The organism is Pseudomonas abietaniphila, assembly GCF_039697315.1.
Lineage (GTDB): Bacteria > Pseudomonadota > Gammaproteobacteria > Pseudomonadales > Pseudomonadaceae > Aquipseudomonas > Aquipseudomonas abietaniphila_B.
The window spans coordinates 3,410,669-3,432,720 of the sequence record NZ_CP155619.1 but is presented as its reverse complement, the minus strand read 5'-3'; the positions used below and the strand labels follow the sequence as shown (position 1 = coordinate 3,432,720).

Below are 22,052 nucleotides of genomic sequence, written 5' to 3'. Positions count from 1 at the left end.
TGACAGAATTCTGCTGAACCCCCAGAAAACGCGCCTCGCAAACGGTTTAACAAATTGTTCATTTTTTATACAGGTGTAAAATTTACGACAAATCAGTAGCTTGCGAACCAATGAGAACCATTCCACAAAACCGCTATCTGTCGCCCATTCGATGGACCCATTGTGAATAACGGTCCTAGGGTTCCGGCATAAGCACCGCAAAAAAAGTGAAATTAAGGCTTTACTCGACAAACCAAATCCCTATAATCAGCGCCCACAACGCCGGTATAGCTCAGTTGGTAGAGCAACTGACTTGTAATCAGTAGGTCCCGGGTTCGACTCCTGGTGCCGGCACCATAGATCTAGCGAAAAAGGCTCACCGAAAGGTGGGCCTTTTTTGTTTGCGTTGTCCCGTCCTGAATTAGATTTACACCTTCTGACCTTTCCTCAAGATGGACCAATGGATTCGGGAGGAAGGCGCGTGAGCTGGGCGGCAAGCTAGAGCCAGCGGTAGGCATTGGCCCAGGCCAAGGCGCAAGAGGCGGTCGAGGGCAATGCACCAATGCGAAAGCTGTTTGAAGGATCGAGCCGCTATCTACTCCTCATCCTGTCCACCGATGTGCGCTTTGTACGCCTGCTTTTCATGAGTCGGCTTGGATGGAAATGCCAACTGAATCTGCCTGCTTTTCACCATTCCATTTGGGCATTGCTGACGAAGGGCATCTGGAAGCCACTCGCTTGATCGCGGCGGTGGCCAAGATCAACCTAGCGGTATGCTCCAAGCCCTCGAAACGAACCCCAAATCGCTCGCGCAACTGCTCTACAACCCCTTCAGGAAGCAAGTCCAACATACGAAGCTCAAGAAGGGTTTGCTCGTGCTCGGCTTTTTCATAAAGGGCTTGAGGTCGCCAATGCTGGCTGCGCCACCCGCTGTAGATTTTTGGTACCCCAGAACCTCCCCGCTCACCAAGACCGATAAGAAGAAACATTTGGTGCATCAACCTGTTCCGGCAATCGCTGGTACCTGAATTCCTCGTCTCTCTCCAGCAGGTGCTCGGGGGACCAAATCAAGACCCCGTCGACTTTAAATACTTTATATAACCACCAACAAATACTAGAGCCACAAAACACAAAGCACACATCCCCCACGTCATGAACAGGATTCGCTTTAGCCCCACCGGGAAATCTCGGACCTCATCGAGATTTACGATACCTCTCCTGTGACTAATATTAGGCATCATGAGGACCATCGTTAAAAAACCGTTACGGATAACTTTTCCAATCAAACCTGCCTGAGAGTAAGTATCGATATTAGCTTTCACAAAACTACTCTTGGGCATCATAAACTCAGACTTCTCTGTGTAAGCGTGAGCAACGTAGATTAACCATATTGCTATGAGTATCATGGGTATGCCGATGACCCCACTGATAACGCTTAAAGTATCAGGGCTCATCACAATGTTTTCCTATAAATATAATCGCCGAAATTTTCTCCAACTTCACCACCAAGCTCTCCTCCGCCCCAGCCTCCTACTGCTCCTCCCAATACGCTGCAGGCCAGTGCACCAGTACCAGAGCTCACCATCCCCAGTACAACCACACAGCCGAAAGTTCCGACAGCGCCTCCCAGAGCTCCCCCTGCAACTCCCCCACCCAACCCAAAAGCGAAAGAAGAGGTTTCTACATATTTAGCTCTCGTACACTGCTCCTCTCGACCCTCCGCGCACGCCTTCTTAATTTTTAATGCAGTTGACGCGACGTCTAAGGCCGTACCGATATAAGTTCCCTTTTTAATGAATTTGGCTGCCTTAGCTACACCATCCACTTTTTCAGCGTACCCTGCGATCTCTCCCGTTTTTAAATAGCTTTTTGTAGAGATATTCAGCATCCTTTTGACAGATCCCTCTGTCCGCAAACCTGAACCGTAAGAAGACAGACTATCTAAATGCCCCTCGAGTTTACCAAACAGAAGCGCTCGTTCCAGATAAAACCTATCACGATCTATTATTGAACCAGATCTCAAATACTTCTGGTGTAGCTTTTCAATATCAAGAAGCGATGTCTTAATTCGCTCCAAGTGTTTACTCCATGCATCGCTGACAGCACCTGCTCCTTGAGACCCGTGCGCGAGAAGGCCTTGGATGAACTCAAAATTTTCTAAGAAAAAGTCGTCAGCGTCCACATTGTTCGAAAGCAAACCCATATGTATTTGATTTGCTTGATTCATTAGGTACGCCTCTTCACTGGTACTAGACGAAGTAGATGCATCACCAACAATTACCAATTCACCGCCCATGACCACTGTATTGGCGATGTGACCATTAAGCGCAACAAACTTGCTTTTCAAAGCCCCCGTTAAATTGAGGCTTCTCTTCAACGACTCAAATGACTGCGTTTTGGAATTTATAAATGATAAAGGCTCTCCCATGCTAGCCTCTCAGGAGTATTTTTTGTTGCCGATACGATCCCATCCACCAGCAATGTTGCCACCGGCAGCGCCATCACTACGCTTTTGCTGGGTGTAAATTGTTTTGATACGCCCATAGTCTAACTGAACGATTTCTAGAGGAACACCTGAACTGGCGTTTTGCATATAGTCTGCAATGATGACTTCCTCTAGAACAACTTCGAAATATTTTATTTTTTCAGAACCAGCACGACAAAGGACAAGCCTTACTTCCTTGAGATGCTCGCCAGCACAGCTCGCTTCCATTAGTTTACAACTGGACTTATCCAAAGTTTTCGTAAAGGTGAAGTTAGTCATGGTAGTTCTGCCAGACGAGGCGCCGCCCGCAGAACTTGCAGTTGCCGAAGTGCTTTGATGAGTACCAAAGCTGTAACCTGTGATTTCTATCCAATCGCGGTATTTTTCATCCAGCGCCTCGCCGGGAATACCTTCAATTTTCACGAACGCATCAAATGCCATGCAACCTCTCCTTGGTATCAGACTTAGTAAATTTCCTGCTAAAAAGGACCGCCAGCTTTCCCGATGGTTCCGTGATGGTAAAGGTCGAAGCCATTGCTGGCGGTCACACTTGCTTCTTCAACGCCACACTGATCCGACAACCGCACAAATGTGTGACTAGAAAGGCTCACCGAACGCCGGGGCTTTTTCTGTCGTCCTAATCGCGACGATCTGTGCAACCTCACTCCCAAACAGAGATCGGCAAGACCTTCATCGGTCCTCAGGACAAGCGATCGCTACGACCTCCGTCCGTCACTTTACGTCAGCCAATCCGATCAGGACCATTTTTGATTGGGACATGTGCCGCTTAAGGTGAGAAGCCTGTAGCGGTGCGCCGGTTACTGAATGTTTGAAACCTCCGAGGGCCGGGTAAGGTATTTCCGAAACGCTAGCAGATCTTTTCGTACAACCGGTCACGCCGGGCCTCGTTCACTTATTCAGCACCTACATCCCCAAATAGACACATTCCCCCACAAAACAAACCAGATCCTGTAGGACGCTTCTGAATTTAGTCGCTATCCTCCCCGGCGCGTTGCGACTGCTTGGATCACGGCATACCCTCTTCCGCGTCGCTATTCGGCGACCGGTTTTGACAGACCGAATTCTTGGAAACGCAACGCCTGAAAACACCAGCAGATCATGCATCGGCTGGTGCGCTATGGCGGCTGTATGTGGGGCACATTCGTGTGCGCCAGGTTCCTGGACTGGTCTGTCAACCCGCGTACAGCTGCCACCCATCCTGATTGACAGCAGAGGGTGTCGGCTCAATTTCAGGAAGAAATCCATGATCAGATCCACCCCACACCCACCCGAAATCCCCGTCACCAAAGCCACGCCCTTCAGCGTCAATCTCGGCAATCTCAGCCTCTTCCGCGTCCAGCCCGAAGTCCGGGTCGATGATGCGCTCGCCCTCGCGTCTGAATACCTGTCCTGCGCCGCAGCGACAGCTTATGAATCCGCTGATAACACCTCAGCAGAGTTCCGGCCATTGGCCAGGGCGGTGCTGCATCAGGTCGAGGCGGCGAGAGCCTTGGTGGAGGCGTCGATTGCTGGTTTGTCGACTGGCGCGGACGTTACGCCTTAGCTGGAAAGTTGAGCCGTCGTTCATCAGGCGGCTTTGAGGCATCGATCACCTCCATCAATCTTTCAGACTTTTGCGGCAGAACCCTTGAGCGTTCGCAGAAACCATGCGTGCCGTTGTTCACTTCGACTAATTATGCAGCCTCGCCCTTAGGGCACTTGCCAATCTCCGCGACCGGCATCGAAGTCATCACACACTGACACCACCAAACCGCCTGGCTTTTCTCAATTCGGATTTTTCGATTCATCATCCCCGTAGCCCGATCGGAGAGTGGCTAAAAGCCACGAAACTAAGGGCCCTCGCTTGCGTCCAGCGTTTAAAAACAGGCTATCGAAATGGCAGAATGTCAAATTGCCAGCATCAAAACCTTGACACCCCTCAGACGAAACACTTAAAAAGTCGATAAATGTGAACTCAAGTGAGACACGGATGTCGCTCAATCTTTTGCCTGTTCCGTCCTTTCGTCAGGTCGTGATGGGAGTCTTCTTTGTTGCGATCACCCTGCTCGACCCGTTCGGGTTATCCAGTTCAAGCGACGCGGCGTCTGAGCGATGGCTGAACCGTATGTTCGCCAGTGGCTATGGGCATCTCGGTCAGCAGCAGATTGCGGTGGTGCTGATCGATGACGCCTATTTGCAGCGCAACGGGACTTTCTGGCCGATGCCGTATGACGAGCAGAGCAAGCTGTTCAAGAATCTGCTGAGTTTCAAGCCGAAGGCGGTGTTCGCTGACCTGTTGTATAGCCACGATCATGCGGACGGTCAGGCCGGGAAAGACAGTCAGTTGCTGGCGAATGTTTTCGAGCGTTATCAGAGAAGAGGTATCCCGTTCTTCCTCGCCAATAGCGGTGTCGCTCAAAAGGAAGCGGGGCACGTTAATGCCCTGGAGTCGCTGAGCAGTGCCAGCAGCCCTGCGTTGGTGCAATGGAGCGGTTTTGATGAGCGTTATCCGTTGGCTGTCAGCACGTCGATGGGAAATCTCGAAACGCCTGCGCTGGCCCTTTATCGTGAGTATTGCCGCGATCGGTTGTGTGCCGACATTCCGGCTGACACCGCAAGTGCCGTGACTGCGCCGCCGATGGCGGTGCAATGGGGGCTGAACATGCCGCCCGAGCAGTCCAGTGTGGCCAGAGCCGATGACTGCCGTGCCATCGGCGGCCTTGCCGAGGAGTTCTGGAAGCAACTGATGCATGCCGTGTTCTGGAAGCTGGACGACAGCGACGACAAGCCCGTGTGCCGCTACGCGCTCACCCTCACGGCCACTGACCTTGAAGTGACGGACGAGCAAGACCGCGAGTTGATCGGCAGGCTGATCGCCAATCGCCTCGTGTTGGTGGGTGCCAATATCACCTCTGCCAGCGACCTTACCGAATCCCCGGTCAACGGGCTGGTGCCGGGCGTGTTTCTGCATGCGATGGCGCTGGATAACCTGATCACCCAAGGCATGAAGTACGACCGCGATCCTGAAAGTGTGAGGGGCACCAACTTCAATTGGCTGGACGTCCTGAGCATCTTTCTGGTCGGGGTTATTGCCCTCATCAGGTGCCTGCACCAGCGTGCGTCCGAGGATTTCGAGGCGTGCGACCGGCTGACGCGCGTCCGTGTCGGCCTGTTGTCGCCATTGGCTTCCTGGATCGTTGTCCTGGGATTTTTATGGCTGCTCAGCCAAGTCCTCAATGCCACTCATATCACGCCGGTCAACGTCCTCGGTGTGCTGCTGATCTCCCTCGTTCTGGTCGCCGATGCCTTCAGCTCGTTGCCAAAAATCTTCGCGCCTTTCAACCCTAAAAAAAGGAATTTAAATGTTCAAGCGGACTGTGTTTGTTATCGGTTTGTTGTCCAGCCAGGTCTGTGTTGCGGCTGCCAATACGGTAGAAGCCTTTCTGGCGGATCCTGTTTCTGTGCTCGACGAGCAGGGCAAGGTTCTGCGTGAAATACCGCGTAAAGACGCCCCGACCCGGCCCCTGCCGGTGCTGCAATACAACGAAGGTGCTGAGCTGGTGCAAGTGGATCTCAACGGCCAGAAGGTCTGGCTGGACCCGGTCGATCTGCGCATCAAGCCACCCTTGAAGATCGTGACGATGCCCTGCGAAAAGCTCAACGGCAGCGAGAAAGGCGCGGAAAAGAACCATTCGACGATGGGCTTCGGCGAAGGCTGCAACAAATAAGGAGCAACACGTGAAAGGATCTCTCCTGGCCCTGGCCGTACTGGCCGGCACCACGCTGACGGGCTGCACCACGTTCAAAGGCGCCGATGATGCGCTGATGAACTTGGTGGGGCCGTCCACCCAGTCCCGATTTACCGGCCAGTACATCGCGAATGCGGACGTGCGCTCCTACTACAAACTCGACCCGCAGCGTCAGAGTTTGCAGCGCCTGAGCTACGACGGTCACACCCTCCCCGCCGACGAAGCGCGGCAGGAAAACATTGCGGATATCCCGATGTTGCAAACCTACCTGCAAAGCATCGTGGTGAAGCTGTCCAAAGGCTGGCCCGGAGAGCTGCCGACGCTAAAGGTGCAGATTACCGACAGCTACAGCTTCGGGCCGTCGGCTGACCCTTACGGCAACGTGCTGGTGCCGCTGGGCATGCTGGAGAACGTGGAAAGCGAAGATGAAATTGCCGCCATGCTGGGCCATGAGATGAGCCATGTGCTGTTGCATCACCACGACCGCACGGCCGCGTTCCAGCAACAGAAAAAGATGATGACCTCGCTTGCGTCGATGGTCATTTTCGGTAAAACCGTGGCCGACACAGGCGTCGACCGTAGCTCCGGAAAAACGAAGTTCATCAGCAAGGACCCATTGGGTACGCAGCAAACCATCGGCAAAACCGTGCTTTATACGGCGATGTTCAATGCATTTTCAGACAACGTGTGGAGCACCGCGTGGGGCCGAACTCAGGAGGATCAGGCCGACCTTCTAGGCACCGACCTCATGATCCGCGCAGGCTATGCGCCGCGTGCGGCCAGCAACAGCTTGCAGCGCCTGGACGATTTTCAGGGCAAACAGAAACCACTGCTGACCAGCTTTCTCAACGAGCGCAAGGACGCGATCCAACAGTCGGCTAAGCAAATGGACATCAACGGCATGACCAAAGAGGTGGACATATTCCTCAAGCAAGGTGTTGAGACAAGCCTCAAGGCCACCGTTGAATACTTCAATCGCTCGCACATGTCTGCGCTGGACCGTGACGAAGAACTTCGACAGTACGTTCAACGCGAGTATCGCCAGAACCGGCGCGCGCGGGTTAACGCGAGCAGTTGGCAAAAAATGCGCACAGCCGCTCCGGTGGTCGCAGCACTTCAAGGATACAAAGACGCCCATTCCGCCTCTGCGGCGCTGGCCCAGAACCAGCCTGCTGAGGCTGAAATCTTCATCAAGCGCGCGCTGTCCTCACCCGTGAAAGACCAGCCGGGTATTCGCCGTTCTGCATTCAGCGTGCACTTGGCCAGAGGGGAGCGTAAGGAAGCGTTGAATGACCTTGAGGCCATCAGGGACTGGAGCCTTGCCGGCCAGCCTGTTTACGACTTGAAGATCGCTTATCACTTGAAGAACAACGATCCTAAAGCCGCGCTGGCCCTGATCAACCTGGCAGAAACCAATCTCGGCTCCGAAGAGCTGTTCATCACCGAGAAGCTGGTGGCTCACCAGCAGTTGAAGGACGACACGGAGGTGAAAGAGATCTTCAGCAAGTGCCAGCAATACGCAAGCCGCAAGGACAGCTGCAAGAAGCTCGCGCCTACCGCACGCGCTTAGCCAACTAAACCACGCGCCCAGACGTGCCTGCACGGGTCTCCATGTCACCGACATCGTTTCGGTGGACTCGGAGACCTGCCAAGCAGTTCGATTTGTTACTCGCTCTTATCCAACGTCCGCAACTTCTGCGGCAAGCCCCACATCAACAACCCCGCTGCAATCACGCTCGTCACGCCGATCACGTACAGCGCGGGTGTGGTGCTGCCGGTGATGTCTTTGATGTGCCCGACCATCACGGGGCTGACGATGCCGCCGAACTGGCCGAGGGTGTTGATCAGGGCGATGCCGCCTGCGGCGCCTGCGCCAGCACCGGCGAGGAGTTTGGGTGGCAGGGTCCAGAAGGCGGGGATGGAGGCGACGATGCCGCCGCCGAGCATGGCCAGGGAGAGGATGAGCATGCTGGTGTGTTGGGCGAAGATGCCGGCGCTGAAGAAGCCGATGGCGCCCAGGACGACGAGGCCGCACACGAATTTGCGGCGTTCGCCGCTGGCGTCGGAGAGGCGACCGACGACGACCATGCTGATGGCGCCGCAGATGTACGGGATGGCGGTGAGCAGGCCGATGATGACCGGGCTTTCGACGCCTGCGCTGCGGATCAGTTGCGGGGCCCAAAAGTTGAGGCCGTAGGACGCGACCTGAATCAGGAAGTAGATCAGGCCGAGCATCAGGAAGCCGGGCATTTTCAGGGCGGTGAGCAGCGAGCCGCCGTGTTTGTTTGGCTCATGCTGGGCGATGCGGCTGGACAGGTAGGTCTTCTCGTCATCGGTCAGCCAGTGGGCATCGGCGACGCGGTCTTTGAGCAGTTTCAGGACGGCGAAGCCCAGTGCGATGCACGGCAAGCCGCCGAGCAAGAACAGCCAGTGCCAGCCGCGCATTTGCATGACGCCGTCCATGCCGCCGAGCACCAGACCTGAGATCGGCGCGCCGAGCAGACCGGCAAACGCCGAGGCCAGGAACAGGGTGGAGGTGATGCGGCCGCGGTAGGTCTGCGGGAACCAGAGTGTCAGGTAAAACAGCACGCCCGGTGCGAAACCGGCTTCCATGGCGCCGATGATGAAGCGCAGTACGTAGAACTGCCATTCGGCGTTGACGAAGACCATGAGGGCGGTGGCGATGCCCCAGGAAATCATGATGCGGGCGATCCAGCGGCGGGCGCCGACCTTGTACAGCATGATGTTGCTCGGCACTTCGAACAGCACGTAACCGATCACGAACAGACTCGCGCCCAGACCGTACGCGGTGTCGCTCAGGCTCAGGTCGGTTTGCAGCTGGAATTTGGCGAAGCTGATGTTGATGCGGTCAAAGAACGCGAACAGGTAGCAGACCATGATCAGCGGCATCAGGCGCCACGCGACTTTGCGGATCAGCGCTTTTTCAGCGCTCACAACCTCGGCGAGGCTGCTGTTCGGGTTCAGAACAGAGATTGTCATTGCGGTCACTCCAGTGGGACTTCCCAAGGGGAGCCCTATTGTTTTTGTTGTCTGGACGAACATCCGGGAGCGGCGTGTTCGTGCGGGGTTGTGGGTCGTCGCCTGGTTGCGATGGCGTGGTGTCAGTCGTTGAATCCGCCGCTGACAGAACGCTTCGCGAGCAAGCTCGCTCCTACAGGGTTTGCGGTGTTTCGGGATTCAGGTCGGCAGGTTTTCCGGCGCGGGATGCAGGTCGCAGTTGCGTCCGGCCTTGGCGACTTGCCCCGGCATGTCATGACCGAGCAGCGCGGGCAAGCGGCGAGACATGGTGAGCAAGTGCGGCAGGTCGATGCCGGTGTCGATGCCCATTTCTTCGCACATGTTCACGAGGTCCTCGGTGCAGATGTTGCCCGACGCACCCGGTGCAAAAGGGCATCCGCCGAGGCCACCCAGCGAGGCATCGAAACGCCGCGCGCCTGCTTCGTAGGCCGCCAGCACGTTGCTCAGGCCCAGGCCACGGGTGTTGTGGAAATGCAGGGTCAAGGCCGATGCGGGAATGCGGGTCAGCACGCGCTGCACCAGTCGATGCACTTGGCGCGGGTTGGCCATGCCGGTGGTGTCGGCTAGGGAAATGCCCTGCATGCCCAGTTCCAGATACGCATCGACGATCTGCAGCACGCGGTCTTCATCGATCTTGCCTTCGAACGGGCAACCGAACGTGGTGGCGATGGAGCCGTTGAGAGACACCGCGCTGCCAGCGGCGAAGGCCACCACATCGGCGAACGCATTAAGCGACTGTTCGCAGCGCATGCGCATGTTCGCCAGGTTGTGGGTCTGGCTGGCGGACATCACCAGATTCAGCTCATCGGCCCCGGCGTCTATCGCCCGCTGCGCGCCGCGCAGGTTGGGGATCAGGGCGACGTAGATCACGCCCGGATGCCGCTGAATGCCACGGAACACGTCATCGCCATCGCGCAGCGCGGGGATGGCCTTGGGGGAGACAAAAGAGCCGGCTTCGATACGGCTGAAACCGGCGAGAGAAAGCTGGTCGATCAGCGCAATCTTGTCAGGCGTATCGACCCAGGTCGGTTCGATCTGCAGACCGTCGCGCGGCGAGACTTCCTGAACGATCAGGCGCTCGGAGAAATCAGTAATCATTGCACCACCCCATCGGTTTTGAGTTGCGCGATATCGGCGGCGGTCATGCCCAGATCGCCGAGGACGCTGTCGGTGTGCTGACCCAGCGCCGGGCCTTGCCAGTTCACCGAGCCGGGTGTTTCGGAGAGCTTGGGCACGATGCCGGGCATCTTGACGTGGGTGCCGCCCGGCAATTGGGCGTCGAGAATCATCTCGCGGGCCTGGTAATGCGGGTCCGCCACGATATCGGCGACGTTGTAGATGCGGCCCGCGGGCACTTCAGCCTGTTCCAGCGCCTGTAACACCTCATTGATAGGCAGACTGGACGACCACGCACTAATCGCGGCGTCGAGCATTTCGCTCTGCGCAGCACGGCCGTCGTTCTGCGCGAATTCGGGGGCTTCGCCCAGATCAGGTCGGCCGATGGTCTGCATCAGGCGCTTGAAAATCGGGTCGCTGTTGCCGGCGATGACCACGTACGCGCCATCGGCGGTCGGGTAGGTATTGGACGGCGCGATGCCGGGCAAGGCGCCGCCGCTGCGCTCACGCACATGGCCGAGCATGTCGTACTCGGGCACCAAGCTTTCCATGAGGTTGAAGACGCTCTCGACCAACGACACATCAACGATCTGCCCGTCGCCCTGGCCGGTTTTCACGCGCAGCAAGGACATCAGCGCGCCCATCACGGCATGCATCGAAGCCAGCGAATCACCGAGGCTGACGCCGACGCGTGCAGGCGGAGAACCCGGCGTGCCGGTGGTATAACGAATGCCGCCCATGGCCTCGCCGATGGCGCCGAACCCGGGACGATCGCGATAAGGACCGGACTGCCCGTAACCGGAGATGCGCACCAGCGTGAGCTTGGGGTTCAGGGCGTGCAGAACGTCCCAGCCCAGACCGAGTTTTTCCAGCGCGCCGGGGCGCAGGTTTTCGATCAACACGTCGGCGCTTTCGGCCAGGCGTTTGACGATCTCGATGCCTTCAGGGGATTTGAGGTTCAGCGAAAGGGATTTCTTGTTGCGCGATTGCAGGTACCACCACAACGACGTGCCTTCGTGCAGCTTTCGCCATTTACGAAGAGGATCTCCCTGCCCCATCGATTCGATCTTGATCACCTCGGCGCCGAACTCGCCCATCAGGCGTGCGGCGAAGGGCGCTGCGATCAGTGTGCCGATTTCAATCACGCGCACACCGTTCAGGGGGCCTGTCATAGCGGATACCTCACGTGTTTCTTGGAATTTGTACCCAAGACTAGAGGACCGGCGTTCGGCAAATCCAACCGTATGTTGGCAAGTAGCGTTCGCGAAACGCGAACGCTGTTATTGAAGGTGTCTGCGCAGGTGGTCGAAGAGCAACAGGCTGACCGGCGACAACGCCGTTTTATCGCGCACGACCAGAATCAGCGTGCGCTGCGCCCATGAATCGCTCAACGAAACGGCCGTGAGCCCCAACGGCGCCCCCAGCAATTCAAAGGCTTTGTGTGGCAGCACGCCAATGCCCATGTTCGCCTGGATCATGCGGCACATCGCATCGAAGCCCGGTACATGAATGCGCACGCGCAACGGTATGCCGTGGGATCGGGCGGCGGTGTGGGTGCGCATGTTGATGGAACTGGCTGCGTGCAGGCCGATATGGTCGCTGCCCAGCGTGTCCTCGAACGCTACTTGATCCAGGTCGGCCAGTGGATGATCGGGACGCATCACCACGACCAGCTCATCGCGACGATAAGGCACGCTGTACAGACCCTGGACGTCCGTGTCTTCCGAGCAGATGCCGATGTCGGCGACACCATCGATCAGGCCTTGCACCACGCCCGCGCTGGGGCGTTCCTCGAGGTCGACCTTCACTCGCTCGTGGCTTGTGGTGAATTCGTGAAGGTCTTCAGGCAGGAATTGAATGATCGCCGAGAGGTTGGCGAGCATGCGCACATAACCGCGCATGCCTTGCAGGTGTTCGTCGAGTTCGAGACCCATTTTTTCAAGGTCGAACAGCATGCGCCGAGCGTGGTGCAGCAACGTTTCACCCGCAGCCGTCAGCACCATGCCTTTGGCGTTGCGCACGAACAGGCTGATGCCCAGCACTTCCTCAAGCTCCATCAACCGCTTGCTCGCCGCCGACGTCGCGATGGCCTCACGGGCGGCCGCGCGGGTCAGGGTGCCTTCTTCATACACCGCGACGAACAGCTTGAGGGTGATCAGATCAAGACGGCGGATGAGGTTTTTGTGCAGCATGGAATGATCTCGGCCACTGGGCGAGGCCAAGAATACACGGATGCGTGATCAGTGCTTCAAGGCACTCTCAATGCTGCGCAACTCTATGGCCAGGGCCAGAATCTGCTTTTTGCCGGGGGGATCGAGCCTGTAGAACAATAGAAGAAGCTGCGCCTCTTCATCGTCGACACTATAGAAGTAGGCGGGAGGAACCTTCAGTACCGCAGCGATCTGCATGATCGTGACGGGGTTGGGGCGGTGTCGGTTGTTTTCGTACTGGTTCATCCGAGCGCTGGCGGAAGCCGGATCAATCCCCGATTCGATGCCGAGTTGCTCCTGAGACAGGCCAGCTGCCGTTCTTGCATCCCTTAATCGCTTACTAAAAATGCTCATTCATTAGCCGCAAAAGGCTAAGAGACTCTTAGAAACGGGGGGTCCGTATACTAAGACATACTTAGGTGTCGTGAAATAACTGGGCTATGCTCCAGAAACGGCGCCGTTGCGATAACCGCAGCGTCATTGACCGTGTCTTCACAGAGTGACGATGATCGATGGAACTCCAAGTGCTCCCCGCCTTGAACCTGGAAGCGCAGCTCTACCACCTTGAAGCCTCCCTCGGCGCGAGCGCGCAGGGCGAAGCCACGGTGCCGGTTGCGACCGTCCGGTTATGGATGCGTGATGTTGCTGCGATAATCGCGCGGTTAAATGAACTGAACTCGCCGTTTCAGCGCATTGCCAACGTCAATGAGGCGCTGACATTGATGATGAAGCTGCTGGACGCGGCGCACACCGAAAGCGTCGACGCTGACCAGATGAGGTGTCTGATCGAACCCCTCAAGGAGAAGCTCGACCAAGCCATTGATGAAGTGAGGATGACTATCTAGATAGCACGGTTGTCCCGGTGGATGGGGACTCATTCACGAACTGGCGTTAATTCCGCTGGACGGTGCCTGTCCAACCCCCCTCCATTTTCTGCCGCTGTCGCGTTTCTACGGGGTTGTTGCGCCAATCAAGCGCCGCAACAGGCGGCGCCAGACACATTGCACCGACTTGCCCCCTCCCCGATCCCGCCGCCTTCGAGTAACGTATAGCGATGTCCGTCGGGCCCTCGCCTACTCATTCAGGCGACAGAGACCCGCAACCGAAACGCGATAGAAGGCCCCACCGTGCACAATGTCCGATTGATCAAATACGTCTGGACCCATCAGACCCCTGAAATTTCCTCCGAATGGTCGAAGCTTCTGTTTGAGGTCGAGTTACCGTTCGTCCCTTTTCATGGTTTGAACATCCAGCTTCCCGATCAGCGTGCCTGGCGCATCCGTGACGTCGAGTGGAACGTGGAAGAGCAGACGTTTCGCTGCCATATCGAGGATCAGTTCATGAATCTCCTCGATGTCGACGACTCCTACGAGGACTGGATCGATATGCTGCTCGAATGCGGCTGGGAACTGAGCGGGCGCTACACCAACGAGCACAATAAGACCTGATGAAGGTGTTTTGTTGATTCAGGATTTCAGGGAAGCAGGCAGGATGCTGTACCTTCTCCAGCAAAATAGCGAACGGCTGCCACACTGATTCACGAGCCAGCCAAGAGGCCTGCCCTGACAGGCCCTGTATTGACCTTGAGCATTGCTGCCATGAAATGGATTTCTCGTTTGACCCGTTGCGCGATTGCCGCGTCTTTCGCGTGGTCGTCGATGACGTTTGCGGCAACAACCGTCGACTTCTACTTCCCCGAAGCACCGCCGCTGACCATGGCCAACCAGGGCGACGAGCACGGCATCGTGGGCGACATCGCGCTCAAGGCGATGGCGATGGCCGGGTACGCTCCCAACTTCGCTTCGCCACCCTGGCCCCGGGCGCAGCGTGATGTTGCCAGCGGCAAGGACATGTTGATCGCACCGCTGAGCCGCACGCAGAGCCGGGAGAACAACTTCACCTGGATCGCCCCGCTGCTGACGATGGACCGCACGTTTTTCAGCCTTGATCGACGCGTAGAAAGCTTCGATGAGGCCAGAAAAGCCTTCAAGTTGATCGCCGTCGGCATTGGTACTGCGCAAGAAACGCGCCTGCGGGAAGAAGGGTTTCCGGCGTCCCAGATCTACCCGTTGAAAATTGGCGAGAACCCGGCGCAGATGCTGCTCAAAGGCCGTGTCGACGCCTGGTTCAACGGCGTGCCGGAGACCCGCTACATCTGGAAGCAGATCAGCGACAGGCCGCTGGTGATGAGTCGTGTGCTGATGACGGCCGACCTCTACCTGGCGTGCTCCAAAGCGTGCGATCCGCACATGGTGGATCGTCTGAGGACGGCGATCGACACGCTCCAGGCAAATGGCACTGCAGACAAGATCGAGGCTGGGTATTTGAAGGGTTTGCCGGTTTGGTGACACGGGCTTGCAGCTGGCCCACAAACGTGGGAGGGAGTTTGATTGCGAATGCGGTGGGTCAGCAGCATTGATGCTGAATGACACACCGTGTTCGCTGCCCTCGTAACCTCGGACGTCTCCTACAGGGTCTGCGACGTTCCGAAGACGTGGGGACGACGCTGATACTGTGGGAGCGAGCTTGCTCGCGAATGCGGTGGGTCAGCAGCATCAACGGTGAATGACACACCGCATTCGCGGCCCTCGTAACCTCGGACTGCTCCTACAGAGTCTGCGGCGTTCCGAAGACCTGGGGACAACGCTGATACTGTGGGAGCGAGCTTGCTCGCGAAGGCGGTGGGTCAGCAGCATCAACAGTGAATGACACACCGCATTCGCGGCCCTCGTAACCTCGGACTGCTCCTACAGAGTCTGCGGCGTTCCGAAGAATTGGGGACGACGCTGACACTGTGGGAGCGAGCTTGCTCGCGAAGGCGGTGGGTCAGCAGCATTGATGCTGAATGACACACCGCGTTCGTCCGAAATGCGGCCCAGCCCCTCGTAACCTCCGATTGCTCCTACAGGGTCTGCGGCGTTCCGATGAATTGGGGACGACGCTGATACTGTGGGAGCGAGCTTGCTCGCGAAGGCGGTGGGTCAGCAGCATCAACGGTGAATGACACACCGCATTCGCGGCCCTCGTAACCTCGGACTGCTCCTACAGAGTCTGCGGCGTTCCGAAGACTTGGGGACGACGCTGATACTGTGGGAGCGAGCTTGCTCGCGAATGTGGTGGGTCAGCAGTATTGATGCTGAATGACGCACCGTGTTCGCGACCGTCGTAACCTCCGATTGCTCCTACAGGGTCCGTGTCGTTCCGAACATCAACGGTGACTGACACACCGCTGTTAGGGCAACAAAATCACTTTGTCTGCGCCGCCCTGGTTCACTTCTGCGTAACGCGCCGGGCCGTTTTCGATGGGTGACTCGATCAGGCCGGTCGGCAATGGCAGTGTGCCGTCGTCGAACAACTTGCCGAACTGTTCCAGCATCCGCGCGCAGGCTTCGACGCCGTAGAGCAGGGAGTTGATGCCCACCACCGAGCCACCTTTGCGGTACAGCGCCAGCGCTGGTAATTGCACGTGGCCGTCGACCGGGGCGGCGATGATTGCGATGCGTCCGAACGGCGCGAGGGCCTGGACCGAAGCGGGCAACCAGAAGCCGGTGGTGTCGAAAATGACGTCCGCGCCGCCTGCAAATACGGCGTTGACCTGCGCCGTCAGTTCTTCAGCCTTGCCCAGCAAGATCGCCTGGAAACCCTGGGCCTGCAGTGCCTCGACCTGCTCAGGACGACGCACTGCCGCCAGCACCTGTGCGCCGCGCACCTTGGCCAGCGCAATCGCCGCACTGCCAACGGCGCCGTTAGCCCCGATCACCAGCAAGCGCGTATTGCCATCAACCTGGCTGCGTTCCAGCGCATCCCATGCAGTGGTGTAAGGCACGCCCAGGCTGGCGGCCTGCACGAAGCTCAAGGACTTGGGCTTGAGTGCAACACCCTTGGCTGAAAGCGTGATGTATCCGGCGTGAGAGCCGTTACGCGAAAAACCGATTTGATTACCGGTGCCCCAGACCTCCTGGCCGACCAGCTCCTCTGGGCCTTCGACCACTACGCCGGCGAAATCGCGACCCGGAACGCGGGGCACCGTGGTGTACGGGAAACGCCCGAGCACGTTTTTGACATCGCTGGGGTTCAAGCCGGCCGCTTTGATCTGCACCAACACCTCACCTTCTGCGGGCACGGGCGTTGGCAGTTCGACGACTTCCAGCGCAGCCAGGTCGCCGGTTCGGGAAAATTGCAGTGCTTTCATAGCGTGAAATCCAGGTGATAGAGGGGAAATTCGTTCGGATCAAGAGATCAGGTTGGCGAACAACTGACGCCCCATGGGCCAGAGCTTTTCGCCAGCCTGCATGCCGAGCAGGCCGACCAATGCCACTAAAGGCGGTGCAGGTGAGCGAAAGTCGAGGGCCCCGTAGAGCAGCCCGACGGCAATGCCGATAGCAAGTGAAATGAGGTAGCTCATGATGAACTCCGGAAATCTGCGGCGTGCGGCACGATTGCGGCACGGCGGCGTTAAGCGATGACCAGAGTGTAAGGAGAGGCCGGAAAAGCTACCGGCCAAGTACTTCTGAATTTCGGACAGGCTGGCGGTTGTGATTAACCCGCCTGCTCGCCAAGCGGGTATTGCGACGGCGCCATGCCCAGCTCGCGACGGAACATGTCGCTGAAGCTGCTGGGCGAGTAGCCCATCGAACGGGCGATGGTGCTGACCGGCACGCCCTGGATGATCTCAGCCACCGCCGTAGCCAATTGGACCTGTCGCCGCCATTCCGCGAACCCCATGCCGAGCACGCCCTGAAACAGCCGGGAAAGCGTGCGCACGCTGGCCCCGGCATTTTCGGCATGTTGCTCGAACGGAACGTCAATGGACGGCTCGATCATCACCGCCTGACAGACGTTCATCAGGCGACGATCACTGTCATCGGGCATCGGCACCTTCAGCAGCGAACGCTTGGCCTTCTTGAGTTCGAGCAACGCCAGACTGACCAGCGCGCCGTAGTAGTCAGAATCCTTGTCCTGCTCGGCCACCAGATTCACGATGAGCTCGCGCAGCAGGCGGGCGACTTCGAAGACCTGAACCGTCCCCTCCAGCGTCTCGGCGAGCGCCGGGCGCAGGTAGATATTGCGCATTTCCAGATCCGACACCACACGAATGCCGTGAGGAACGCCCGGCGGCAACCAGACCGCACGCTGCGGCGGGACTACCAAGGCCTCGTTCGGCGTCTCGACCCACATCACGCCCGACATCGCATACAGCACCTGTCCCCAGTCATGCTCGTGCGGCTCGATGTACAAGCCACGCGGGTACGTGCGGGACAATGGCTGCACCGGAACGGCGGTATCGGAGAGGTCAGGCGGAGCGGCAAGGGCCATGGAAGTGACCGGTCGGGATGTGAATGCGGCCATGTTAACGGAATACCTGCCGGGGAAACAAAAACGCCCCGATCTCTCGACCGGGGCGTTTTTCTACCGCGTCAGCTCAACGGCCGTTCAACATCAGAAAACGTTGATTGGGTAGTCGATGAAGATACGGGTTTCGTTACCGCCGACGTTGTATTGATCAACATCGTTGGACACGCGCAGCCACGAGTTGCGCAGGCGCAAGGACAGGTCTTTCGCCGGGCCGCTTTGTACGACGTAGCTCAGCTGGCTGAACAGTTCGCGCTCTTCGCCACGACCACGGTCGGTGCCGTCGTCGATGTTGTCGCCGCGCACGTAAGCCACTTTGTAGCTCAGGCCCGGGGTGACGACGGTGGCGAGGTTGACACCGTAGCCCAACTGCCAGGAGCGCTCGTCCTTGCCGTTGAAGTCGGACCAGTAGGAGTTGGCCAGGTAGATGCTGTTGCCGCCATCACCGGTGCCGCCGTTGTTGCGGTAGCCGCCATAGGCGTAGCCGGTTTCACCGGTGCTGCGCTGGTGCGCGATGGTGAAGGAATGGATGCCGACGGCCCAGGTGGCGGCCAGGCTCCAGATCTTGTTGTCACGCGCGTCGTCGACAGCAAAATCCTTGTCCAGCTTGGTCTTGTAGCCGTTGAAGTCGAACGTCAGCGACTGGTCTTGTGGCAGCGCCCAGACGTAGTTCAGGTTCACGTACTGCTTCTTCAGCACGTCTTCGTCGTCAGAGGAGTAGTACGCGCCGCTGAAGGCGTCGGTGAACTTGTAAGCAGCACCCCAGACGTTGATGCTTTTCAGGTCGCCGCTGTCACGGCCTTCGGCACTCTTGCGGGTCTGGGCAGTGAAACGGCCAGCGACCAGCTTGAGGTCCTTGATCTCTTCGGAGGTGATCATGGTGCCGGTGTAGGTTTCTGGCAGCAGACGCGAGTTGTCATAACTCAGCACCGGCAGCTCGGGCATCATGTCGCCGTATTTCAGGACAGTGTTGGAGACGCGGAACTTGACCGCGCCGCCGAAGCGCTGCAGATCGTCAGCAGCGTTGCCGCTGTCGCCCTGTTTGAAGAAGTCGATACCACCCGCGCCACTTTTGCCCTTGCCGCCGTCCAGACGAACAGCGTAAAGACCGAACGCATCGACACCGACGCCAACGGTGCCTTGCGTGAAACCGGACGAATAGTTGGCCATGAACGCCTGGCCCCATTCCGAGCGGTCGTCAGGTCCGTTCTTGTAATCGCGATTGATATAGGCGTTACGCAGATTGACCTTCAGGCTGCTGTCTTCAACGAAGCCCTTGGCGTCTGCCTGGCCGTCCGCCATGGCATGAGTGGCGGCGATGATGCCCAGAGCGAGCAGGCCGATACGCTGTTTCATCTTGTTGTCCTTGTGAGCAGATTAATCGCGCGCTGTGGCAAATACCCAGACAGGTAATCGCGTCCTCCGAAACTGATGACAGTCCCGGAAGCCCGCACGAAATCATCGCAGTGGACTACTGATGCACGTACATGGCGCTTGGCCACAGGCGGTGGAGGCGCGAATGCTATCCCCGGCCTACAGGAGTGTCAATTTGACGAAAGCCAAAACGACGTGCGGCGCGCCTCCCCAGACCTGGGAGAGGCGAACGCATCAGCTGTGAAGTATGCCCAACAGCGCTTCCATCTCGGCATCGTTGATCAAGCCGCGTGGATAACGCTGAGTCAGCATCGCCCGATAGTCCGGGGCCTGCCGTTGTTCCTGTGGGCGTGGAGCTTGGGTTATCCGTAACCAGTCCGCCATTATCTGCCGTGCTTCACTGCTCGCAGACAAACCTCGAGTCACGCGTGACTCCTGACCTGCGTTCATAGGGATAACCTCTTGTGTCCTGGACTGCGAAATCTAAACAGCTTTTGTTACAGACGGACGAAACGCGTAACCGTTTAGCACGACCCGCGCGCCGTTTCGCCGGGTAAGCGTGAAAACGCTACCCACAAAAAAGCCCATCGTCCGATGGGCTTTCAAGACAGCAAGAAGTGAACCAACTCAGCGACGGTATGGCGCCGGTTGTTGTTGAGTCAGGCAGTGAATATTGCCGCCGCCCAGCAGCAGCTCGCGGCCTGGCACCATGACAACCTCATGCTCCGGGAACAGACGCTGAAGGATTTCCCGTGCGGTTTCGTCCAGCGGATCGTTGAAACTCGGGGCAATGATGCCGCCGTTAACGATCAGGAAGTTCACGTAGGAACCGGCAAGACGCACCGAAGGGTTGCGTTCCTGGCTGCCATGCACCTGATCAACGCCAGCGCACTCTTCTTCCGTGGCGAACAGCGGGCCCGGAATCGGCATTTTGTGAACGATGAACGGACGACCCTGGGCATCCTTGGCATTTTCCAGAACGGCCATTGCCGCCTGGCAGCGCGGGAAGTTGGGGTCTTTCGGGTCGTCGGTCCAGGCCAGCAGCACTTCACCGGGGCGCACGTAGCAGCAGAAGTTATCCACATGCCCGTCGGTTTCGTCGTTGTACAGACCGTCCGGCAACCAGATGATCTTCTCGACGGACAAGTGATCGCGCAGCACGGCTTCGATTTCTTCCCGCGACAGATGCGGGTTGCGGTTGCGATTGAGCAGGCATTCTTCGGTGGTGATCAGCGTGCCTTCACCGTCAACGTGGATCGAGCCGCCTTCCAGCACAAAGCCTTCGGTGACGTAACGCGGGCAACGTTCGATTTCCAGAACCTTGCTGGCCAAGGCCTCGTCCAGGTTCCACGGCGAATACAAACCGCCATCGAAGCCACCCCAGGCATTGAAGCCCCAATCCACGCCGCGCACTTCGCCTTCATGGTTGATGACGAAGGTCGGGCCGGTGTCGCGCACCCAGGCGTCATTGTTGCTGATCTCGACGACACGGATGTTCGGCACGTCCAGCCGGGCGCGGGCGTTGTCGTACTGCGCGGCCGAGACAGCAACGGTCACCGGCTCGAAACGGGCGATCGCTTTGGCGACGGCAACGTGGGCGGTCTGTACCGGCTTGCCGCCCAGACGCCAGTTATCAGGGCGCTCTGGCCAGACCATCCAGGTCTGGGTTTGCGGCGCCCATTCGGCGGGCATGTAGAAGCCATCGGCGCGCGGTGTGCTGTTAAGCGTGGTCATGACAATCAGGACTCCAGTGAACCGTCGAGGGTTTTCAATGCGCCATACAAGTTGGGACGACGGTCACGGAAGGAGCCCCAGGCGCTGCGGATGTGTTCAAGTTCGTCGAGGTCGAAGCTGTGCACCAGCACGCCCTCTTCGGTTTGATTGAGTTCTTTGACCTTTTCGCCGAACTGATTGGCAATGAAAGAGGAACCGTAAAACGTGATGTCGTAGCCGTCCTGTTCTTCGCGCCCGATGCGGTTGCTGGCGATCAAAGGCATCAGGTTAGCGCCAGCATGGCCCTGTTGCACGCGTTGCCAGTGATCGCGCGAGCTGATGGTCTTGTCGTGCGGCTCGCTGCCGATGGCGGTCGGGTAGAGCAGAATCTCGGCACCGAGCAACGCCATGCTGCGCGCAGACTCCGGAAACCATTGGTCCCAGCAGATGCCCACGCCGATTTTCGCGTAACGCGTGTTCCAGACCTTGAACCCGGTATCACCCGGATTGAAGTAATACTTCTCGTGATAGCCGGGACCGTCCGGAATATGGCTTTTGCGGTATATCCCCAGATTGCTGCCGTCCGCATCGATGATCGCGATGCTGTTGAAGCGCGCGCGGCCGGCCAGCTCATAAAAGCTGATCGGCAAGACCACTTGCAGCTCTCTGGCGACTTTCTGGAAGTGAGCGATCGCGACATTGGTTTCGGTCGGCGTTGCCAACTGCAAGTAGTCAGGGTTTGGCTTCTGACAGAAGTACGGCGCCTCGAAGAGCTCCTGAATCAGGATGATCTGCGCGCCCTTGGCGGCGGCTTCACGCACCAGCCTCTCGGCCGTTTCGAGGTTGGCTTCCAGATCCCACGAACAGGCCATCTGGGTAGCGGCGACAGTAACGATGCGACTCATGAAATCCTCCGGCGGCAGATGCGAAAGGCTGATCACCCTAACTGGCGAGCGATGACAATCTGGACGTCTTTATAGTCGATAAATATCGACCATGGAAGCTATTCAATGAGTAAATTGCAAAGTAAACAGA

Annotated in this window: 23 protein-coding genes and 1 tRNA gene; 8 read left to right on the top strand and 16 right to left on the bottom strand. The window is 57.9% G+C overall.

The window, feature by feature from the left end:
• The first annotated feature begins 260 nt into the window (after positions 1 to 260).
• A tRNA-Thr gene (locus ABDX87_RS15330) sits at positions 261 to 336 on the top strand.
• A gap of 284 nt (positions 337 to 620) precedes the next feature.
• On the opposite strand, the gene ABDX87_RS15325 is transcribed toward ABDX87_RS15330, so the two are convergent.
• The 4 genes from ABDX87_RS15325 to ABDX87_RS15310 all read right to left on the bottom strand — a co-directional run bounded on the left by ABDX87_RS15325 (position 621) and on the right by ABDX87_RS15310 (position 2,905).
• The gene (locus tag ABDX87_RS15325; RefSeq protein ID WP_346828649.1) at positions 621 to 977 is read right to left on the bottom strand and encodes a hypothetical protein; all 357 of its coding nucleotides are present in this window, start codon (positions 975 to 977) and stop codon (positions 621 to 623) included.
• Positions 978 to 1,046: 69 nt separating this feature from the next.
• The gene (locus ABDX87_RS15320; RefSeq protein WP_346828648.1) at positions 1,047 to 1,433 is read right to left on the bottom strand and encodes a hypothetical protein; all 387 of its coding nucleotides are present in this window, start codon (positions 1,431 to 1,433) and stop codon (positions 1,047 to 1,049) included.
• Positions 1,433 to 2,407, bottom strand: coding sequence for a hypothetical protein (locus ABDX87_RS15315; RefSeq protein ID WP_346828647.1), 975 nt, complete (start codon positions 2,405 to 2,407; stop codon positions 1,433 to 1,435). Before ABDX87_RS15315 ends, ABDX87_RS15320 begins: the two co-directional genes overlap by 1 nt.
• A gap of 9 nt (positions 2,408 to 2,416) precedes the next feature.
• Complete coding sequence (locus ABDX87_RS15310; protein ID WP_346828646.1) at positions 2,417 to 2,905, bottom strand: Hcp family type VI secretion system effector; 489 nt, start codon at positions 2,903 to 2,905, stop codon at positions 2,417 to 2,419.
• Between the two features lie 823 nt (positions 2,906 to 3,728).
• On the opposite strand from ABDX87_RS15310, the gene ABDX87_RS15305 reads away from it, so the two are divergent.
• From ABDX87_RS15305 to ABDX87_RS15290, 4 genes are all read left to right on the top strand, one after another.
• Positions 3,729 to 4,028 (top strand): DUF6124 family protein, encoded by a 300-nt coding sequence (locus tag ABDX87_RS15305; protein ID WP_346828645.1) that lies wholly within the window; start codon positions 3,729 to 3,731, stop codon positions 4,026 to 4,028.
• Positions 4,029 to 4,454: 426 nt separating this feature from the next.
• Positions 4,455 to 5,957, top strand: a complete 1,503-nt coding sequence (locus ABDX87_RS15300; RefSeq protein WP_346828644.1) for a CHASE2 domain-containing protein — start codon at positions 4,455 to 4,457, stop codon at positions 5,955 to 5,957.
• Complete coding sequence (locus ABDX87_RS15295; protein WP_346828643.1) at positions 5,926 to 6,192, top strand: hypothetical protein; 267 nt, start codon at positions 5,926 to 5,928, stop codon at positions 6,190 to 6,192. The genes ABDX87_RS15300 and ABDX87_RS15295 overlap by 32 nt, the downstream gene beginning before the upstream one ends.
• A gap of 10 nt (positions 6,193 to 6,202) precedes the next feature.
• Positions 6,203 to 7,783 (top strand): M48 family metallopeptidase, encoded by a 1,581-nt coding sequence (locus ABDX87_RS15290; protein ID WP_346828642.1) that lies wholly within the window; start codon positions 6,203 to 6,205, stop codon positions 7,781 to 7,783.
• Positions 7,784 to 7,878: 95 nt separating this feature from the next.
• Here the strand turns inward: ABDX87_RS15290 and ABDX87_RS15285 are convergent, their stop codons facing one another.
• From ABDX87_RS15285 to ABDX87_RS15265, 5 genes are all read right to left on the bottom strand, one after another.
• Positions 7,879 to 9,213 carry an MFS transporter gene (locus ABDX87_RS15285; protein ID WP_346828641.1) on the bottom strand — a complete coding sequence of 445 codons (1,335 nt, stop codon included), beginning with the start codon at positions 9,211 to 9,213 and terminating at the stop codon, positions 7,879 to 7,881.
• A 198-nt stretch (positions 9,214 to 9,411) separates the two neighbouring features.
• On the bottom strand, positions 9,412 to 10,350 hold the full coding sequence (locus ABDX87_RS15280; protein ID WP_346828640.1) for a hydroxymethylglutaryl-CoA lyase: 939 nt from the start codon (positions 10,348 to 10,350) through the stop codon (positions 9,412 to 9,414).
• Complete coding sequence (locus ABDX87_RS15275) at positions 10,347 to 11,540, bottom strand: CaiB/BaiF CoA transferase family protein (RefSeq protein ID WP_346828639.1); 1,194 nt, start codon at positions 11,538 to 11,540, stop codon at positions 10,347 to 10,349. The genes ABDX87_RS15280 and ABDX87_RS15275 overlap by 4 nt, the downstream gene beginning before the upstream one ends.
• Before the next feature lie 108 nt (positions 11,541 to 11,648).
• Entirely contained in the window at positions 11,649 to 12,560 is a 912-nt protein-coding gene (locus tag ABDX87_RS15270; protein ID WP_346828638.1) for a LysR family transcriptional regulator, read from the bottom strand.
• Positions 12,561 to 12,608: 48 nt separating this feature from the next.
• Positions 12,609 to 12,932, bottom strand: coding sequence for a helix-turn-helix domain-containing protein (locus tag ABDX87_RS15265; RefSeq protein WP_346828637.1), 324 nt, complete (start codon positions 12,930 to 12,932; stop codon positions 12,609 to 12,611).
• 158 nt (positions 12,933 to 13,090) lie between these two features.
• On the opposite strand from ABDX87_RS15265, the gene ABDX87_RS15260 reads away from it, so the two are divergent.
• The 3 genes from ABDX87_RS15260 to ABDX87_RS15250 all read left to right on the top strand — a co-directional run bounded on the left by ABDX87_RS15260 (position 13,091) and on the right by ABDX87_RS15250 (position 14,926).
• Positions 13,091 to 13,423: a DUF1484 family protein gene (locus ABDX87_RS15260; RefSeq protein ID WP_346828636.1), complete on the top strand. Its 333-nt coding sequence runs from the start codon at positions 13,091 to 13,093 to the stop codon at positions 13,421 to 13,423.
• Positions 13,424 to 13,705: 282 nt separating this feature from the next.
• A complete protein-coding gene (locus ABDX87_RS15255) occupies positions 13,706 to 14,026 on the top strand; it encodes a hypothetical protein (protein ID WP_062379479.1) in 321 nt (106 codons plus the stop codon).
• Positions 14,027 to 14,176: 150 nt separating this feature from the next.
• Positions 14,177 to 14,926, top strand: a complete 750-nt coding sequence (locus ABDX87_RS15250; RefSeq protein ID WP_346828635.1) for a substrate-binding periplasmic protein — start codon at positions 14,177 to 14,179, stop codon at positions 14,924 to 14,926.
• A gap of 884 nt (positions 14,927 to 15,810) precedes the next feature.
• Here the strand turns inward: ABDX87_RS15250 and ABDX87_RS15245 are convergent.
• The 7 genes from ABDX87_RS15245 to aguB all read right to left on the bottom strand — a co-directional run bounded on the left by ABDX87_RS15245 (position 15,811) and on the right by aguB (position 21,922).
• Entirely contained in the window at positions 15,811 to 16,770 is a 960-nt protein-coding gene (locus ABDX87_RS15245) for a quinone oxidoreductase family protein (protein ID WP_346828634.1), read from the bottom strand.
• A 39-nt stretch (positions 16,771 to 16,809) separates the two neighbouring features.
• On the bottom strand, positions 16,810 to 16,983 hold the full coding sequence (locus ABDX87_RS15240; protein WP_346828633.1) for a DUF1427 family protein: 174 nt from the start codon (positions 16,981 to 16,983) through the stop codon (positions 16,810 to 16,812).
• A gap of 134 nt (positions 16,984 to 17,117) precedes the next feature.
• Entirely contained in the window at positions 17,118 to 17,894 is a 777-nt protein-coding gene (locus ABDX87_RS15235) for an AraC family transcriptional regulator (protein ID WP_346833525.1), read from the bottom strand.
• 123 nt (positions 17,895 to 18,017) lie between these two features.
• Positions 18,018 to 19,286 (bottom strand): OprD family porin, encoded by a 1,269-nt coding sequence (locus ABDX87_RS15230; RefSeq protein ID WP_346828632.1) that lies wholly within the window; start codon positions 19,284 to 19,286, stop codon positions 18,018 to 18,020.
• Positions 19,287 to 19,538: 252 nt separating this feature from the next.
• On the bottom strand, positions 19,539 to 19,730 hold the full coding sequence (locus ABDX87_RS15225; RefSeq protein WP_431061150.1) for a hypothetical protein: 192 nt from the start codon (positions 19,728 to 19,730) through the stop codon (positions 19,539 to 19,541).
• 201 nt (positions 19,731 to 19,931) lie between these two features.
• Complete coding sequence (gene aguA, locus ABDX87_RS15220) at positions 19,932 to 21,038, bottom strand: agmatine deiminase (protein WP_346828630.1); 1,107 nt, start codon at positions 21,036 to 21,038, stop codon at positions 19,932 to 19,934.
• Positions 21,039 to 21,043: 5 nt separating this feature from the next.
• Positions 21,044 to 21,922: an N-carbamoylputrescine amidase gene (gene aguB, locus ABDX87_RS15215; RefSeq protein WP_346828629.1), complete on the bottom strand. Its 879-nt coding sequence runs from the start codon at positions 21,920 to 21,922 to the stop codon at positions 21,044 to 21,046.
• Positions 21,923 to 22,052 lie beyond the last annotated feature (130 nt).

Excerpts from the sequence above, each read along its gene's own strand:
- ABDX87_RS15305 (WP_346828645.1), top strand. The coding sequence starts at position 3,729 with ATGATCAGATCCACCCCACACCCACCCGAAATCCCCGTCACCAAAGCC.
- ABDX87_RS15280 (WP_346828640.1), bottom strand. The coding sequence starts at position 10,350 with ATGATTACTGATTTCTCCGAGCGCCTGATCGTTCAGGAAGTCTCGCCG.
- ABDX87_RS15285 (WP_346828641.1), bottom strand. The coding sequence starts at position 9,213 with ATGACAATCTCTGTTCTGAACCCGAACAGCAGCCTCGCCGAGGTTGTG.
- ABDX87_RS15315 (WP_346828647.1), bottom strand. The coding sequence starts at position 2,407 with ATGGGAGAGCCTTTATCATTTATAAATTCCAAAACGCAGTCATTTGAG.
- ABDX87_RS15245 (WP_346828634.1), bottom strand. The coding sequence starts at position 16,770 with ATGAAAGCACTGCAATTTTCCCGAACCGGCGACCTGGCTGCGCTGGAA.
- ABDX87_RS15240 (WP_346828633.1), bottom strand. The coding sequence starts at position 16,983 with ATGAGCTACCTCATTTCACTTGCTATCGGCATTGCCGTCGGGCTGCTC.
- ABDX87_RS15325 (WP_346828649.1), bottom strand. The coding sequence starts at position 977 with ATGCACCAAATGTTTCTTCTTATCGGTCTTGGTGAGCGGGGAGGTTCT.
- aguA (WP_346828630.1), bottom strand. The coding sequence starts at position 21,038 with ATGACCACGCTTAACAGCACACCGCGCGCCGATGGCTTCTACATGCCC.
- ABDX87_RS15265 (WP_346828637.1), bottom strand. The coding sequence starts at position 12,932 with ATGAGCATTTTTAGTAAGCGATTAAGGGATGCAAGAACGGCAGCTGGC.
- ABDX87_RS15250 (WP_346828635.1), top strand. The coding sequence starts at position 14,177 with ATGAAATGGATTTCTCGTTTGACCCGTTGCGCGATTGCCGCGTCTTTC.
- ABDX87_RS15270 (WP_346828638.1), bottom strand. The coding sequence starts at position 12,560 with ATGCTGCACAAAAACCTCATCCGCCGTCTTGATCTGATCACCCTCAAG.
- ABDX87_RS15260 (WP_346828636.1), top strand. The coding sequence starts at position 13,091 with ATGGAACTCCAAGTGCTCCCCGCCTTGAACCTGGAAGCGCAGCTCTAC.
- aguB (WP_346828629.1), bottom strand. The coding sequence starts at position 21,922 with ATGAGTCGCATCGTTACTGTCGCCGCTACCCAGATGGCCTGTTCGTGG.
- ABDX87_RS15230 (WP_346828632.1), bottom strand. The coding sequence starts at position 19,286 with ATGAAACAGCGTATCGGCCTGCTCGCTCTGGGCATCATCGCCGCCACT.
- ABDX87_RS15300 (WP_346828644.1), top strand. The coding sequence starts at position 4,455 with ATGTCGCTCAATCTTTTGCCTGTTCCGTCCTTTCGTCAGGTCGTGATG.
- ABDX87_RS15320 (WP_346828648.1), bottom strand. The coding sequence starts at position 1,433 with ATGAGCCCTGATACTTTAAGCGTTATCAGTGGGGTCATCGGCATACCC.
- ABDX87_RS15235 (WP_346833525.1), bottom strand. The coding sequence starts at position 17,894 with ATGGCCCTTGCCGCTCCGCCTGACCTCTCCGATACCGCCGTTCCGGTG.
- ABDX87_RS15310 (WP_346828646.1), bottom strand. The coding sequence starts at position 2,905 with ATGGCATTTGATGCGTTCGTGAAAATTGAAGGTATTCCCGGCGAGGCG.
- ABDX87_RS15275 (WP_346828639.1), bottom strand. The coding sequence starts at position 11,540 with ATGACAGGCCCCCTGAACGGTGTGCGCGTGATTGAAATCGGCACACTG.